Annotated in this window: 8 protein-coding genes; all 8 read right to left on the reverse strand. The window is 38.3% G+C overall.

Annotated elements, in window-relative coordinates:
- Nucleotides 1-2730, reverse strand: a complete 2730-nt coding sequence (locus tag PHE88_10230) for a gliding motility-associated C-terminal domain-containing protein (protein ID MDD5688194.1) — start codon at nt 2728-2730, stop codon at nt 1-3.
- Nucleotides 2727-3779 carry a hypothetical protein gene (locus PHE88_10235; protein ID MDD5688195.1) on the reverse strand — a complete coding sequence of 351 codons (1053 nt, stop codon included), beginning with the start codon at nt 3777-3779 and terminating at the stop codon, nt 2727-2729. The genes PHE88_10230 and PHE88_10235 overlap by 4 nt, the downstream gene beginning before the upstream one ends.
- A gap of 422 nt (nt 3780-4201) precedes the next feature.
- Entirely contained in the window at nt 4202-4741 is a 540-nt protein-coding gene (locus tag PHE88_10240; GenBank protein ID MDD5688196.1) for a hypothetical protein, read from the reverse strand.
- Nucleotides 4742-5004: 263 nt separating this feature from the next.
- Nucleotides 5005-6132, reverse strand: a complete 1128-nt coding sequence (locus tag PHE88_10245) for a hypothetical protein (protein MDD5688197.1) — start codon at nt 6130-6132, stop codon at nt 5005-5007.
- A 2-nt stretch (nt 6133-6134) separates the two neighbouring features.
- A complete protein-coding gene (locus tag PHE88_10250; protein ID MDD5688198.1) occupies nt 6135-8369 on the reverse strand; it encodes a tetratricopeptide repeat protein in 2235 nt (744 codons plus the stop codon).
- Nucleotides 8370-8389: 20 nt separating this feature from the next.
- Complete coding sequence (locus PHE88_10255) at nt 8390-10534, reverse strand: tetratricopeptide repeat protein (protein MDD5688199.1); 2145 nt, start codon at nt 10532-10534, stop codon at nt 8390-8392.
- A gap of 119 nt (nt 10535-10653) precedes the next feature.
- The gene (locus PHE88_10260; GenBank protein ID MDD5688200.1) at nt 10654-11145 is read right to left on the reverse strand and encodes a hypothetical protein; all 492 of its coding nucleotides are present in this window, start codon (nt 11143-11145) and stop codon (nt 10654-10656) included.
- Between the two features lie 315 nt (nt 11146-11460).
- The gene (locus PHE88_10265; GenBank protein MDD5688201.1) at nt 11461-18087 is read right to left on the reverse strand and encodes a discoidin domain-containing protein; all 6627 of its coding nucleotides are present in this window, start codon (nt 18085-18087) and stop codon (nt 11461-11463) included.
- Between the last annotated feature and the right edge of the window lie 127 nt (nt 18088-18214).

The following is an 18214-nucleotide window of genomic DNA, read 5'->3' on the forward strand; positions in this document are numbered from 1 at the left end:
TTACTTCGCTACAACAACCGTACCATTAAATACTTTACCGCCCGCTTCTATCTGATAAATATAAATTCCGGAAGAAACTGTCTTGCCTGATGAATTTTTACCGTCCCACTTCAATGAGGACTCGGTATCACCTTTAAGCATATCGGAAATATACGCGCCATTAATATCAAAAATCTTACCGCTGAGCCCTGAGTCATTACCCTCATATATAAAGTTAGTTACATCATTCCAGCCATCACCGTTCGGTGTAAAGACTCTCGGGTAAACCTTAGATAATGTAAATCCTGCTGCTCTCATTGACTGACGGACCTGATATTTCCCGCCTTTCTTGGTTTTGATTGAAACTGTTTGTTGTGCAGTGTCAACTTCGCCGCCGATTTTCACCCATTCAACACCGTTAAACCAGAACAGCGATAAATTGTCTTTTGCCTGATTTTCAGGAATTGGCGCCATAGACGGCGTTCTTACAACACCATTTGAAATATCGTAAGATATCTTAACATCAGCAAGCGCTCTTGAGAACAGAAGTCCCGTTATGACTTCTTCAGAAATGGCTTTCTTAGGAATAAATGCAAACGATTTTACAATCTTTCCTGTCTCTTCAGTTGTAAGGTGAACGACATCAAAGTAAACATCTTCACCGAAAGAATTGCTTTCTTTATAAAGCACGCTACATATTGCCTTTGCAATTGAAATAGAAGTCTTTGGTTCTGTTGAATCATAGAATGAAATATATCCTTCTGGTGAAGAATCTACCCTTGCCGATGGTATTGAAACATTCGCAGAAAGGTCGTGAGTTGTAAGCCAGTAATAATAAAGATTTCCACCTGTGTAAGTAGTTGTAGATGTTACATTTATCGGTATTGTCCAGGTTGTTGCTGTCCCGTTTATAGCACTTGAACGATAAAGTGTGTAGTGAGAAAGGTCTGTTGCAGTGGTACCGTCTGTTGATTTAACTACAGCATCCCAGGTAATAGTTAAATATTTATCATCTGATGAAAGGGCTACTTTCAAATCACGAGGTTCTCTTGGAGGAATCCTGTCAGTAGCAGACGGTGCAATTGCTGTTGTTGAAGCAGCAACTGAATAGTTAGGTCTTAAATCATATGCGTATGCTTTGTAATAATATTGTACTTCAGGTATTAAGTTGGAATGGACAAGCGATGTCGCTGTTCCGGTAGAAATAATATACCCATTATAATCACCAACTGAATAATTAGTCCCTGCAACAGGTATAAACGCAGAAGGTGCCCCCGTTGAATAAACAATTAAAACACCCTTAAAGTCGGCATCAGTCGGATTAGTCCAGCTAAGTTGTATTTCCCTGCCATTTGGCTCATATAGCGGTTTTGCTGCAAAATTGGATACCTTTGCAGGTGGTGTCTGGTCAGATGTTAATGCATAAGGTGAATTTGAATAACCTGACCAGTTAGGTATTTCGTCGCCAACAACCATACAGAACCACCATGTTGTATTATCTGCAAGTCCTGTTACAGTATATGACTGAGGAGCATTGACAACGGTTGAGGTTGAAATAAACCGTCTGTTATATACCGGAACATTCCAAGCAGTATCAGTAGGAATAGCGCCTGCTGATGAGAACCTTATATCATAATAACCGTTTGTAAGGTCTTTTGAACGACCTACATTTTCTGTTGGTGCATTCCACTTCAATTCAACTGTATTAAAACCAACGTTGCCAATTGAAAGGGTAACAGCTGCCGGAGGGTCGTCATCAATTGCAGCAGATGCAAACGCTTTTGTATTTACATTTGCGACATCTGCAGTAGAATTCCAAACTGAATATAAACCTGCGAAATCATCATCAACCGCTTTTATTGCAAACCAGTAAGATGCACCAGGTGTAAGGTCAGCTAAAAGGAACGTCCTTTGAGAAAGCGGAGGAACATTAGTTGCTGTTATTGTTATCGTAGTACCAATAGTGTTAAAATTGCTATTTGTTATAATTTGATTAGCATATTTAATTATATATTGTCCTGTAAGATTTCCAATAGTACCATCGTCGCCAGGTGATGTCCATTGAAGCAGAATTTCTCCTTCATAATCTCCTGTAAGTGCTGTTAAGTCAGAAATTGCCGCAGGCGGCTTTACAATAATATCCATTACAGTAGCAGATGAGATATTGAAAGAAGTCGCTAAATAATGTCCTGAATCTTCTGCCCTAATTCCCAAATAAACAACTTTACCATAATAATCTGATGTTAATGTAAGTGTTTCAAACCGTTTATAACCATATTCATCTCCCCAACCATTATTTCCATTATTATTTCTATCACCTTGTTCTGACCACCCTTGTGGATATTCCGATGCCTGGTTCCACCATGCTGTTGTGTTGTTTGATAAATCTGACAGTGAATTAGTTGAATATCTTACCTGATACGGCCAGTCAAGCACAAGTTCGCCATACCATGGTGCCGGGTCTTCTGCCGGAACAGTAAAGCTAAGATTTATTTCTCCTTCGTTTGTTCCAATTGATGCTGCTAAATCCGTTACTGATGTCGGTGGTCCGAAGTTAGGTCTGCAACTAAGTTCTATTGAATCAGGATTTGCAGCATAAACATAATTGAAGATTGAAGATTGAAGATTAAAGATTAAAAACATGAACAGAACTATCCTTTGCCATTTCTTTATGGCTTTTAGGATGTCATATAGACCCTGAATCAAGTTCAGGGTGACACTAAGTGTCATCTGGTTAAGAGTTCTGTTCATATTATATACCTAAGCGGGTGAGCAGAAGTCACGTTTCTTCCCCCGAAGAAATTTCCGCCAATGGCGAACTTTGCCAAAGACAGGAGGACTTTCGTGCCCACCCGCAAATTATATGCTGCGGACGGAACGGAGCCAGCCAAAATATCTTCCCCCAAAGAATTTTTTGAAGGACATCCGTACCCGCCCGCAAAATTTATAACTGCGTTCACGTGTTCATTTGTTCTTGTGTTCTTGTGTTCATGGTTATTAGTTAAAGAAACGAGCGGGAAGCAGATAGTTCTTTCTTCCCCCGAAGAATTAGGACTTCCGTTCCCGCTCGTAATCTGCATAATCTGTTCTAATAATCTGTGTAATCTGCGATTTAAAAGGGCGGATACAGGCCTGTCAAAATATCTTCCCCCGAAGAATTCTTGAAGGACATCCGTACCCGCCCCAGAGACTGCAACTGCGTTCACGTGTTCATTTGTTCTTATGTTCTTATGTTCAAAAGAAACGAGCGGGAAGCAGATAGTTCTTTCTTCCCCCGAAGAATTAGGACTTCCGTTCCCGCTCGTAATCTGCGTTTTGTTTGTCATTGCGAGGACAAAGTCCGTGGCAATCTCATTTTTAGATTGCTTCACTTCGTTCGCAATGACATTAGTATTCGGTAATTGGTTATTAGTTAAAAGGGCGGATACAGGCCTGTCAAAATATCTTCCCCCGAAGAATTCCTGAAGGACATCCGTACCCGCCCCAATAAGTGAGAAAGAAAGGGCGGACATACAGAAATATCTTCCCCCGAAGAAAACTTCCGTGCCCGCCCATTTTTTACCACTTAAAGTAATAAGTTTATATGTTATTGTGTTCTTATGTTCAAAAGAAACGAGCGGGAAGCAGATAGTTCTTTCTTCCCCCGAAGAATTAGGACTTCCGTTCCCGCTCGTATTGATACCAAAAATTATATATAAACAAAAAACCCCTGTTATTGTAACAGAGGTAAAAATCACATCAATTATATCAATGATTAAAGATGAAACCTTTATATCACTATAAAGAAAACGAGCGGGCACGGAAGTCCTCCAATCCCAACGTTTATCGGGATTTATTCTTCGGGGGAAGAATTTTTTTTTATTTGCTTAACCAGTCCCGCCTATTCTTTTGTAGCTGCAAAGTGAAACTTTGCTGTTTTTTAACAGAGCTAATGCTCTGCAACTACATTTTAATAGACGGACTAGGCAAAACAAACTTCTAATCTTTGATGGATTTTAACTTACCCACCTTCTTCGCGTTATAGAGTTATTGGGTTATAGGGTTAAAAACTCTATGAACTCTAAAACACTATAACTTTGAATTTTGATGGGCAAATCAAATTCACCGGTTTTTCTGATTTACACCATACCTTTTCCTTACTTTCTCACCAGAGACATATCTGTCCCTGGTATTTCAAAGAACAAAGGTACAAACAACCTTAACACATTAAACTGTCTTTACACTAGTCAGCTGTTGCGTAAATACTTACTGTCATTGTGTGCGTAGCTGTGCCTCCTGAAGTGGTAGGCATTGAAATACGCGCCCACAATCCTACTTGCTGACCTACTGTAATACCATTGGTATACGTCATTGCTGCCTGAGATGTCGTAACACTACTTACATATGCACCTACAGCACCGGGTAACCATACCGGCTCCGCACCTCCACTAGATGCAGAAGTACCTATCATCAAACAATAGGTGTTGGCAGCGGCAGTGTTAGCAAGCGTCCATGTATTATCACCGACCGCGTTGTTTCCCTTAACTTCCCAGTCTGCTATGACGTTGCCGTCATTTGAGGCAGTACCTATATAAAGCGAAGCCTGCGCACCAAGGTTAACAGAACTGAAATTACCTGTTGTAGATGCTATGTCAATTGAATAGTTAGTACCGCCTACATCAACGGTTAATGTAAAACTATCCGGGTTTGCCGTTGCATGCGACAGGGTTGATATACATACCATCATTCCAATAACCAACAATAAACTCATAATCTTTTTCATTTTTATCACCTCCTTTTTATTTAGATTTTTTTCGTTCCGATTTGTCGGGACGAGTGTTCGTTCGTAATTTGTTTCATTTTTCACTTTACTCACCTCCTATTTTTGTTTCATCCTGTAATTTTTTCACTGCTGGGCTGAAGTTAACCTTAACTTCTCTCTTCCACTATGTAGTATAACACAAAAGTGTCATTTTGTCAAGTACTTTATTAATTTATTAATTTTTTATATTTTTAGGTAAACCATACAGTTTAGTTCGTGTTCTACTATTCACCAGTAATTACATACAGTTTGGAAACAATTTCAACCGGAATTTCATTTATAACTTCCGCTTTTATCAGAAAAATATATTTCTTATTTTTATATTTTTCTTCATTAGGAATTTCAATGAATACATCCAGTTTTTCAATTGTCTCACCTTCCAACATAATATCTTCCGGTTTAACTTTTACAAAATCAGGGTTTCCAAGCTCATAGCCGCTTTCAACAGAACCGTACATATTAATATCATATGTAACTGCTTTAATTTTTAACTTAAGCGTTTCGGTCGCTTTGTTGATAAGCTTGAGCCGGACATTTTTCTCTTTTTTGAGATCAATCTTTTTGCCGAGTTCAATGGCATCTTTAATTGTGATATTTACGGGGTCAAACTCAAAATTTAGTGTATGCATCTTTTTATTTTTCTTCTCTTTTTTCAGCGATTCGGGTCCCATACTTCCTATTGAAAATCTAAATCGCGTCTGACTACCGGTTGCTATCGTCACCTGTCCCTGCTGCCCTATAGGAGAACCTGCACTAATCAGGTGAACCTGATAATGTTTGCCGATTAGTTTTTCATCATTGGGAATAGTAACTATAATATCGGAAATACCCTTCTCTCCTGGTCCAAGTCGAAATTTATCCGGTACAACTTTTACCCATTCCAGATCCGGTATCGCTTCATATCCCTCTTTTAATTTATCCTTTCTCGGGAAATCCACCGTTATAATAGCATCAACAGTACTACCGCCCTTGTTCTGAATAATCATCGGACATTTTTTTAGAACCCGTAAATTGTAACTCTCACCAATTTGCAGGTTTTCAAGAATAAGGTCGGCAAATGTCGCAGAAACCCCGCCAGCGTGAAGACGGGCAGTAATAAGCAGTAAAAATGTTATTGCGAGTGCAAAACCAGTGGCAATCTTAATACGAGATTCTTCCCGGAGTTTACACTGAGCAAAGCGAATGTGGTCAGAATGACTGCTTTGCCTGTCATTGCGAACCTGCCTGACGGCAGGCAGGCTGACTTTATCGTGAAGCAATCTCTCTCTTGTGTTTGGGATTGCTTCGCTAACGCTCGCAATGACATCTGATGACTCAGAATGACACTTTGCAGTACTTTTAACTTTCATCATTTTTATTTCCCCCTTTCAATCTCCTTAATTTTATCCGAACATACATCAAAATGGTGTTTTGCCTCATTATATTGAGGATTTATTTCCAGGGCTTTTTTGAATTGTGTAAGTGCTTCACTATAATCGCCTTTTAAATAATATGCTGTTCCAAGCGAATCATACAATTTTTCATCTGCCGGATTCATTGAAATCATTTCTTTATAGACATTTATCGCATTTTTGAACTGACCGCTTTTTTGATAAATGTAGGAAAGCAAAAACTGCGCTTCGGGATAAACGGGTTTACGCCTAAGTGCAAATCCCACACTTTCAAGTGCCGCAACATAATTTTTCCGATTAAGATATATAACAGCAAGTCCAAGAAACGGTTCGGCGTACTTTGACGAATTTTTTATTGATAGCCGATAGCAGTTCATCGCATCATTATATTTTTTTTCCGCCATAAAAACAGCTCCAAGATTTATATATGCCTCAACTGAATTCGGCTCTGATTCCAGCACTTTAATATAGAGCAGGCGGGCTTTTTCATATTGTTCCGTATAAAAGAAAAAATTAGCATATGAAATCATGGCAAGCAGTTTATCATATTCCGAATAACGGTCAAGATTTAATTCATTAAACATCGGTTTGATTTTTTTTAAGTCACTTTTAACAAAAACGATCCCCCCCTCGTCAACATATACCAGTTTCCATAAATTATTTTTATACAGATGCTTTATTAAATTTTTAGAGTGCGGCGACAGTGCCTGCAAAAGGACATAATCAATTTTGTATTTGTCGGCAATTCTCTGCCAATAAATATCCGGGTTATCCGTAACGCTTTTGTATTCTGCCAGAAACTTTTCACCGTAAATTTCCAGCCGGCCATCGGCAAAAACTTTTCTTTCAGGATAGCAGTTCCAGACAAAATATCCGCCGGGTATGGCATCGTTAAAAACGTTACCTTGCAAATTGCTGCTTTTTATAAACTCAATAGCTCCCGTAGGATACAAGATACCTATTTTGCCGATGCCGAACTGCTGGACCGACTTCTCGTGCCTGTAGTATTTGTTTGTTGTGATGTTAAAAGATAAAAATGCGGACAAAAATATCACAAAAACCATATAAATATATCCCAGATTTTTCTGTGCTTTATCGTCAATGGGAAGCTGTAATATTTTCATTTCTTCAAAATTAACAATGGTTATTAAAGCAGATACAAAAGCAAAAAATGCCGTGTTCCTGACTGCAATGAAACCTACATATAGGAACAGAATATATACCATAAAACGAGCCAGAGAAAATTTTTTACATACGAAAAAGCTTAAAAATGAAATAATTATTAAAATTGCAAATGCCGATTTGTAAAAACTTCCGATACCGGTTATAAGTGTCGGGGCAAGTTCGCTTACACTTTTGAAGTACGGCGATGCTATTGTCCCAACCTCTCCGGCAAGCAAAAAGGGATAAAGCGCAAGCTTGTAGCCGTAGGGGTTCACAAAACATGCTAAAGTGGATAAAATTAGTGATAATAAAATGGGGCGGATTGCCACGCCCTTCGGGCTCGTAATGACATGTAAAAATAATAATTTTTGCTGTATCAATTCGCCAATAAAATAACACCCAATTATTATTGGTCCAAAAACAAAAAATCCGTGAGTATTCGTCCAGAAAATCTGTAGAATGGGTAAAAGATATAATATTCTTTTGCGAACGCCAGTGAAGTCGAAGATTCCACTCCTGGAACAATCCCTTGAGATTGCCACGGGACTTCGTCCCTCGCAATGACAATCAAAGGATATTTGTTTTTGGAATGATTCAAGAATTACAATATATAATATCGCGAAAAGATATGAAAACATCTCGGGTCTCATCATAAATCTTTGGTTGGCTATAATTAAAGTAAGAAAAATGCAAAAAGTTGAAATATAAAAATTTGATTTCTTTCCCAATTTGAACAGAATGTAAAATATAGCACCTATTACCAGCAACTGGTATAAAAATATTCCAAAAAATCCCGCAATGCTATAAAAAACATAAAGTATAATCTGATAAAACCAGTGAGAATCAATATAAGGATTTACGGCAGTATATGAGAACGAATCAAGATATGGTACGCTAAAATTTTTTAAAATATATTTTCCGGCAGAAAGATGAAACCATATATCATCTTCGTGGATTTTTGCTATAAGAAAAAGCAGGGCAGTCAGCCCGAGCATTAGATAAACTATTGTTTTATAAACTTTTGATGACTTCATTTTACAAATCCCCCGCAAGTTCACTGCGAAATGCGTGATTTTCCACTAATCTGTGAAATTACAAACTTTGCCTTTTTGTAATCCGGGTCAAGTTTAAGTGTTGTTTCCATCTCTTTCACTGCCTCTCCGTACTCATATAACAGAAAATGCAGATAACCGATGTTAAAGTGAATTTCCGCGGAATTGGGTCTAATTTTTGCTGCTCTTTTGAAATATTTTAACGATTTTTCAAATTTGTTTTCCTGTCCATAAATAATTCCGAGCGCATTTAAAGCAACATAATTATCAGGGTCTGCATTTTCAGCCTTTTTATAATATTCTCCAACTTTACCAGCATCCCCTTGTCCTTCGTAAATTTCTGCAAGATAAGCATATGCATCTGCTGTCAGCGGGTTCAATTCAATCGCTCTGTTGAAATTTTCAATCGCCCGACCATATTGTTTTTTTGTCTTATACATTATTCCAAGATTTAGAAACGGTGCTTTATAAAGCATATATTTTTTATTTTCAGCCATCTCTTCATAAATTTTAACCGCTTTATCATATTCACCGGTATCCTGATAAATTGAAGCCAATGCTTCCTGACCCTCAATTAATTTCGGATCAAGTTTTAGTGCTTTATTTACATATTCAAATGCTTTTGAGAAATCTTTATTTTTTGCATAAAGCAAACCCATGGTTACATTTGCACCAGGACTGTCAGGAACTTGCTTCAATGTTTTTGAATAAAAAGAAAACTCGTCTTTCCAGTCGCGATTACGGTTAATTAATAGAACGGAAAAAAATGCAAGAATACAAATGGCTAAATCAATACCAATATAAGCTGTCATTGCGAACATTCTATGCTTGTCATTGCGAACAGACTTATCGTGAAGCAATCCCATAAGATTGCCCCACCACTGAAACGTTGGCGGGCAGGCACGCTCTAATTTACCCCGCAATGACAACAATTGGATTGCCCCATGGGTGGGATCTTCGACTTCGCTTACGCTCGCAATGACAATCTGTGACATTTTTAGCAATAACATCGCTAACAAAACACAGAATCCTATAAGCGGAAGATATAAATATCTTTCAGCAACAATGTTTTGCATTGGAATTATATTGGATGTCGGTAAAAAAGTAATAAGTATCCACATCAACCAAAAGAATGTTAATTTGGACTTTTTGTAGGCATAAACTAAAATCACTAAATAAATTATTACTAATAAAAACCCTGCAATCACTTGTGTCTCTAAAAAGATAGGGACCGTCTCCATTCTATGTTCCATGCTCAAATTAAAAGGTAGAAAGATTAGTCCGGCATATATCGGTATATTTCCAAGCATTGTTAAAATGTTTGTGGTAAAACTGTTACCGGGGTATTTAACCATTGCTTCCATCGGATGCCTGAATATAAAAAATCTTAAAATAAGATAGAAAACTGCTACTGCCAAAAACGGTAGATATTTTTTTATCCGAATTTTCTCTTTAATTATTAGATCATACAGAATTATCACAGCAGGAAGTGTTATGGCTGTTTCTTTGGAAAAAACAGCAAGGAAATAACCTATAACGGCAAAACTGTAGGGATTGCTTCGGCGTTGCCTCGCAATGACGTCAACTTCATTAGTCATTGCGAGACCCAATTCATTGGGTCGTGGCAATCTGTTTTTTGATTTAACGTAACAAAGAAACGAGAGCAGAAAAAACATTGTGGAAAGCTGGGTTTCGTTAAATGAAACCATATTTACAACTTCGTTATTCGCAGGATGAGCAATAAAAAACAGGGCACTTAATAATGCGACCCCCCTAGTTTTGCTCTTCAAAACTGGCAGGGGGGTGTCTTTTTCTGCGAAAAAGCACATAACCAAAAAATATAACAGTATGGCAACTGCTATATGGAGAAAAATATTAGATAGTCTATGACCTATTGGGTTTACTCCCCACAATTTATAATTTAGAATATTAACAAGAAACGGCAGAGGTCTATATGTAAGGTCCTGAGTATATTTAAAATAATTTTTCGGCGAAAAAAATACCCAGGTATTTTCCCATTTCTTTATGAAGTTACTGTCCTTAATAAAAAATCCATCATCCCATAAAAACGGATTTTTAAGTGTATCTGAATAAAGAAGAAAACCAAAAATAATTAAGATTAAGATTAAAATATACTTTTTATTCATGTATTTTAAAAATAATTACAATATTACCAAAAATTATTGTAGCCGCATCGCCTTGCGATGCTTCAATTTTATTGGCACCATGAAATGGTGCTCTACCCCGGACGCTTTTATACTTATTCTTACTTTTTAATCGAAAACTTTAGTTTCGAAAGAAGCGATGGCACAAATGTAATACCACCCTTCTTTTCTACAGCAGGATAACCACATATGTTCAAATTTACCTGAAATTTATGTCCTCTTATTTTTTTGTCTTTGGGGATTTTTATAATTACATCCGAAACTCCTGTTTGATGAGGTTCTAAAAAATACCTGTCCGGCAAAACACTTATCCATGTAATATCTTTTATTGGTTCTAAATCAGATTTTAAACTATCTTTTAGAGGAACTTGAACTACAATACGCACTTCTATTTTTTTATCACTTCTATTCATTACTTTCAATGGTTGGTTGTATGAAATTCTAAGATTATATTCCTTGTTTATTGATAGATTAGCTATAAAAATATCAGCATAATTTGTTGAAATTCCATTGGAATGAAGAGATTGGGAAATTAAAAGATTAAAAGATTGAAAGATTAAAAAAACTAAAAGAAATTTATTGAAATTTTTCATTGTCCTCCTTACTTTGATACTTGCAAGACAACATTCAGCAGACCGAGGGTCTGCGACTACATAACCACGGGAGCAGAGCAGAGCCGTAGGTCCCGCATATTTGTTGTGTGGGACTCTGTGGCTACTTTTTACTTTATTAACGCTTGCCAAGGGCAAGCAACTACAACTGACATCGAAATCCACACCCACTATTTATGATTTGGTGGACAAGAATCCTACCGATATACAACTTCAGCCCGCCACTGAATCAATGGCGGGCAACTACTTTAATCTTTAATTTTCAATCTTAAATCTTTAATCTTCTTTAATTATGAATTATGGTGACTGGGCTTGTATGTATAAATATATTGTTTGTGTAGCAATAGTTGATGTCTTACCGGGCAAATCAAGCCGTAACCATAAATTTTTAGAAGTGCCTGCGGTAACACCTAATCCGTTATCATCATCTGAATATCTTCCATCTACTATAGGAAGAAGATATTCATTGTCCGAAACAATATCTCTTAAACTAAAATAATTAATTTGAGGCATAGTACTATTAAATAAAGCTTTTAAAAGAAAACTATCAAGGGTTGTTGTGGATGTTTCATTACTATACCAAGGGGAACCTCCTGCTGTTGCTGTCTCGCATCTTAATGCAAAATTTTCCGTTACATTGCCATCGTTTTTTATCTGAATTGCTGTAACTGTTTGGGTTGAATCCCCTATATTAACCCTTCCTAAACTTTGTGTATCACCGGCAGTAATATCGACACTTAAAGTTAGCGGCTGTGAATATGCAGTCGCCTCATTAGAAAGTGCAGACCAGTTACCTGCTTGGTCATGATACCTAATCAAATAATAATAAGTATTTTCACCAACCAAATCTGAAAAAGTTGTTGTTAAAAATGATTCCGGTGCTATTGTATCAGTTGAAGTTGGCGAAGAAACTACTGCCATAAATGTCCATGTACGATTGGCAGTTGATGTACAGTACCTGATTTCATAATAACAGCCGTTTACAAGATTACCCGTAGGTCCGTCACTACCGGGGGCTGACCATGCAAGTTTTATTGTTCCTGACGAAGTGGCAACAATAAGCCCTGATAGTGAAGTAATTGTATATGGTGGGACTGTATCTACATTTATTGTGTAACTAACTGACTCGGCGTAATTACCCGCTTCGTCTCTGGTTAAAAACTGTATCATGTTATTTGTACCGTGTTTAAATGGTACTGCAGAAGCCGTTGAAATCTGTAATGCCGTAGTTCCATCAGTTCCTGATGTAGACATCGTGGCTGTTGATGTTATTATCGCTGAATTAGTCCAGGCGGTTGTCGAATACTTTACAGCACAGGAATTGTACATTACTGCTATCTCTTCCGGACTCAATACTCTGTTCCATGCTCCAAATTCATCAATATATCCGCTAAAAATCTCGTGATATAATAGACTACCATTGGCACGCCCACCAATACTTAAAGGGTCTGCACTTTTTATAGTGTTAGCACCTAAATTATCATATTTGGCTGCAAGACCAATTTCAAGTCCGTCTTCGTACATCTTTACACCACTTGCTACACCTGAACCGCTATATGTTACTACATAATGATGCCAACTACCATCATTTAATTTGGTGGCTACTTTGGAACTTACGGCAATAGATTTTGTGCCCCATGTATTATTAAGAAAGAACGATATGTAGTTTGTGACTTGGATTGAATTCACATAATCATAATTCGTCTGGAAATTATATCCTGTAAGCGCAGCATCGGTCATGTTGCAAAATGCAATCTGAGTTAGTGTTTTATTGTTTAGATCCGGTTTAAGCCACACTGAAAATGAAAATGGGTCTGTTCGCTCAAAATTTAAATTTGACATATTTGCTGTTGGATATGTTACTGTATCAACATATACCCAGTCATCTGTTTTATCAAAATATAACGGATACTCATTACCACCTGTTGACTTCCATGTAGGGGTACTGGACCAAGTAACTCCATTCTTTCGCGTGCAATCATTCCCATACCCTGAATAATCTGTTGTATTCCCATTCAAATGCATCAATAAAACACAACCGGTACTCGCTATTGTCTCTGTCTGCCCTACCCGCAATCCGGAATAATTCGCATCCTGAACACTTACCTGCACTTGTGGCGTTGACACATTTACATATGTCGATGCCGTATTTTCCGCCCAAGTTTCAAACTCCCATAACGAATATCCATTAGCTGTTCCTCTTACAGTCCCGTACATACGGATATATCTACCGCTACCACTTAATGTTATATTTTCAGTACCGCCTGTTCCGCCGGACTTTGTGTATATTGTCGACCAATCTGTATTATTAGCTGATACTTGTATAGTATAATCTTTACCATATGCTGCTTCCCATTTAAGGACCACCTGCGTTATGTTGTATGTTTGACCCAAATCTATGGCTATCCATTGCGGGTCACTATATGCTGATGACCAGCGTGTTGACACATCACTATCTATTGCGTTATTCGGTTGAAAATCATAGCCATAGTTATTTTCTACAGAGGATGCTGTTGCTGACATACCTGCTACTTTCACCCGCGGATTATTACCAAATACAGCATCTGTCAAATCTAATGTGAATGACCTCGTGGAACTCCAATCGCCATATGCACCATTACTACCTTTTGTCTTTACATGCCAATAGTATTTTGTATTTTCTGATAAAGAAGTTATTATCGCTGATGATGGCGTAACATCGCCAAAACCTGGTACAGGCGAACCAAAGTTTATATCATCATCTACTTCAAAATAATACGCAGATGCTCCTGCCACATCACTCCAATCACAGGTATTCGCATTTGTCCAGGTCGCTGTTGATGGGTAGTATAATGTAGGCGGTGACAACACAGGCATATACACAGTACAGGAATTGGATAAATCTGACCAGTTGCCGCCTTGGTCTCTTGTCCATACCCTAAAATAATATGTTGCATTGCCTGTTAAATTTGTAAATGTATAGCAACAAAGCGATAATTGAGTTATTGAAGAGGTTGTTCCCGTATCTATTCGGACTTCTTCTGTTATTGCATGCGGTAAGGTAGTTTCATATCCAAATCCCCACTTGCTATTACTTGGAATAACCGACCATGTAGCACGCCGGATTAAAAATTGCCCGTTAGATAAAGCATCTATCGTCCCGTCTGTACCAGGCGATACCCAGCATAGATTTATATTATTACCGCTAACAAGTCCCGTAAGCGATGTTATCGCTGATGGTGCTACTGTATCTACATTTATTGTGTAACTGGCTGACTCGGCATAATTACCTGCTGCGTCCCGGGTTAAAAACTGTACCTGGTTTTTTGATAAAGTACTAAATGCAGCTGAGTTATGTATGAATGGTATTGCGGTCCCTGTTGAAAATTGCAATGTTGTTGTTCCATCACTGCCTGTTGTAAGTACTAAAGGTTCTGTTGTTGTTGATACTACTATTGCGGAATTTGTCCATGCATTTGTTGAATACTTTACAGCACAGGAATTATACAGGACTGCTATCTCTTCCGGGCTCAATGCCCGCTCCCATATCCCAACTTCATCCAAGTATCCTGTAAAACATATTGATGTTGCCCACCCGCCAATATCTATATTATTAGTTGTAAGCAAATTACCTGTCGCAGCTTTCTGACTTCCTAATATTCCATCTTTATATACCCTTGCCGTTGCGCCATCATATGTAAATACCATATGATGCCATTGATTCGCTGGTACTGCTACACCAACAGAAGGGAACCATCCTCCTGCACCTGCACCCCACGGAGAAGGTGCGTAAAAACTCCAAGTTCCGTCACCCTGATCACCAAACCGCCAATCAGTACTCCTCGCAACCGCTATTTGCTGAACTGCACCGCCTGTCCGTCTTGCCCATACTGATACCGTTAATTTGTTAGTTAAATTTGCAAAACTTGCATTAGTAGGAATATCCACATATTGAGTATTCGCAGCAACTACATTTAAAATTTTTTCAGTAGCAGCTGTTTTCTTCCAGGAAGAAACAGTTGCATAACTAGGTGAACCAACGAGTGACCCATCATTACCACAACCTGAACTATCCAAAGTATTACTATTTAAATGCCACAATCCAACACAGCCGCTGCTCGTTACCAACTCTGTCTGACCTATCTGTAATCCGGAATATGTATCCTGAACACTTACTTGTATCTGGGGTGTAGAAACATTTACATATGCCGTATTCGGCACCCAACCTCCTGAAGATGTTGTTACCATCGGATTAGTAAATACGGCATCTGTTGTATCTAAATCGAACGAACGGGTGGAACTCCAGAAACTATATTTACTACTACTATCTTTTGTTTTTACCCGCCAATAGTATGTTGTATTTTCTGATAAACCACTTATTGATGCAGATGATGATTTACCCTCATATGTAAAATTTACCGAACCAAAATTTATGTCGTCATCTATTTGCAGGTAATATGAAGTAGCGTTTGTTACACTACTCCAAACACATTTATTTACGTTCGACCAAACCGCCGTTGAGGGATAGTATAACGTAGGGGCTGATAATGTAGATGTACTCATATACGCTGTACATCCGTTGGACATGGCTGACCATAATGAACTATCATCTTCTGTCCATATCCTAAAATAACTGCTTGCGGGTGTCATAAGTCCTGTAATTGTTGTATAACAATAATCACCGGGATTTACCCCGCTGGTTGATATATATACATTGGTTGCTCCTACTACTGAATATGTCGCCCAGGCAACAACATATGTAGAATATTGTATGGCAAATTTGCCAGGTGAAAGCGAGCCTGTGATATCATCGTCGCCGGGTGAAGTCCACCTGAGTGTTACCTGGTCACCATAATTATATAAAGATGTTAAGTTTGTTACTGCTGCCGGGGCAGTCACATCTCCCCCATAAAACGTACAACCATTGGAAAGGGTTGACCAGTTGCCTGCCGTGTCTTTTGTCCATACCTTAAAATAATATGTTGTCGCCGTTGATAAACCACCACTTGTATACCTACAAAGCGAACCAGCAGGTAATGCAGTAGTTGTACCTGTATCTATTATTACTTCCTGCTCTATTACTGCCGGCTTGGTGTCATATCCATATCCCCACATACTTTCCGGAGTAACTGACCATGTAGCACGCCGTATCAAAAATTGGCCGTTAGATATTGCATCTATTGTCCCGTCTGTACCGGGTGATGTCCATGTTAGATTTACATTAGTAACACTAAGAAGACCCGTAAGAGATGTTATCGCTGCCGGCGGGACTGTGTCTACATTTATCGTGTAGCTAACTGACTCGGCGTAATTACCTGCTTTGTCACGGGCCAAAAACTGTATCCGGTTATTTGATAAAGTACCAAATGCAGATGAATTATGTTTGAATGGTATTGCGGTCCCTGTTGAAAATTGTAATGTTGTTGTTCCATCACTGCCTGTTGTAAGCACCATCGGGTCTGTTGATGTTGATGTTATTATTGCAGAATTTGTCCATGCGCTTGATGAATATTTTACAGCACAGGAATTGTACATCACCGCTATCTCTTCCGGACTTAGGACCCGGTCCCATAAAACCACTTCATCTAAATATCCATCAAAGGGATAAGTATTACCAGACAAGGCACCAATCCATACGTGGTCAGCAGCAGTTACACTTATATTACCTGTCCTCGCTACCTCTAAAGCTAATACCCCGTCTTTATATATCCTCCCTGCTGCGCCATCATATGTAAATATCATATGATGCCACGCATTACGTGTTGTTGAGACACCACCAACAACCCAATGATCCCCTGAAAGATTAACTGCATAAAAACCCCAATCGTGAGTTGCACCAATATCGCCAAATTCCCAATCGTTTACTTTGCTTACCGCTATCTTAAGATTAGCATTTTGTGCCGTTGTCTGATATGACCACAATGATATAGACATTTTGTTAATAAAATTTCTTAAACTTACTGCATTACCACAATCTATGCGGTCATTACTACCATTAAAAAGCAACATATTTTCACTACCGCCTGTTGTCTTCCACGTAGTAATACTATCCCATTGTGCTGAATCTATTGTTCCATCATTACCATAACCTGAATAATCTACGGCATTCCCATTTAAATGCCACAATCCAACACAACCACTGCTTGTTACCAACTCTGTTTTACCTGCCATTAACCCTGAATAATTCGCATCCTGTACATTTACCTGTATCTGCGGTGTGGAGACATTTACATATAAAGTTGACGTATTTGCCACCCAGGGTCCTGTGGTTAATTTAACCTGCGGGTTACTAAATACGGCATCGGTTACATCTAAATCAAATGAACGAGTTGAACTCCATGCACTATATTTACCACTACTATCTTTTGATTTTACCCGCCAATAATATGTTGTATTTTCTGATAAACTACTTACTGTTGCAGATGATGGGACACCTTCATACGATAAATTTAACGAACCAAAACCGACATCATCATCTATTTGCAAATAATATGAAGTAGCACTTGTTACATTACTCCAATAACATTTATCTGCATTAGACCAAGTTGCTGTTGATGGATAATATAATGCAGGGGCTGATAACGCAGATAAACTCAGATATGCTGTACATGCATTGGATACTGCTGACCACAAAAACGTATCATCTTGTGTCCATATATAAAAATAACTGCTTGAATTATTCATAAGTCCTGTAATTGTTGTATAACAATACTGACCGGGATTTACCCCGCTGGTTGATATATATACATTAGTCGCTCCTACTACTGAATATGTCGCCCAGGCAACAACATATGTAGAATATTGTATGGCAAACCGGCTACCAACCGGAAGCGTGCCTGTAACATCATTATCACCAGGTGAAGTCCACCTGAGTGTTACCTGGTCACCATAATTATATAAAGATGTTAAGTTTGTTACTGCTGCCGGGGCAATTGCAACTTTCAAATATACCGTACAAGCATTGGATAAACTTGACCAGTTACCCGCTATGTCTCTTGTCCATATCCTAAAAAAATGCGTTGTATCGTTTGTTAAATTTGTAAATGTATTTGCACAATACGATAATTGTGGT

Source organism: Elusimicrobiota bacterium (assembly GCA_028718185.1).
Taxonomy (GTDB): Bacteria; Elusimicrobiota; UBA8919; order UBA8919; family UBA8919; genus JAQUMH01.

Excerpts from the sequence above, each read along its gene's own strand:
- PHE88_10260 (MDD5688200.1), bottom strand. The coding sequence starts at position 11,145 with ATGAAAAATTTCAATAAATTTCTTTTAGTTTTTTTAATCTTTCAATCT.
- PHE88_10250 (MDD5688198.1), bottom strand. The coding sequence starts at position 8,369 with ATGAAGTCATCAAAAGTTTATAAAACAATAGTTTATCTAATGCTCGGG.
- PHE88_10230 (MDD5688194.1), bottom strand. The coding sequence starts at position 2,730 with ATGAACAGAACTCTTAACCAGATGACACTTAGTGTCACCCTGAACTTG.
- PHE88_10245 (MDD5688197.1), bottom strand. The coding sequence starts at position 6,132 with ATGATGAAAGTTAAAAGTACTGCAAAGTGTCATTCTGAGTCATCAGAT.
- PHE88_10255 (MDD5688199.1), bottom strand. The coding sequence starts at position 10,534 with ATGAATAAAAAGTATATTTTAATCTTAATCTTAATTATTTTTGGTTTT.
- PHE88_10240 (MDD5688196.1), bottom strand. The coding sequence starts at position 4,741 with ATGAAAAAGATTATGAGTTTATTGTTGGTTATTGGAATGATGGTATGT.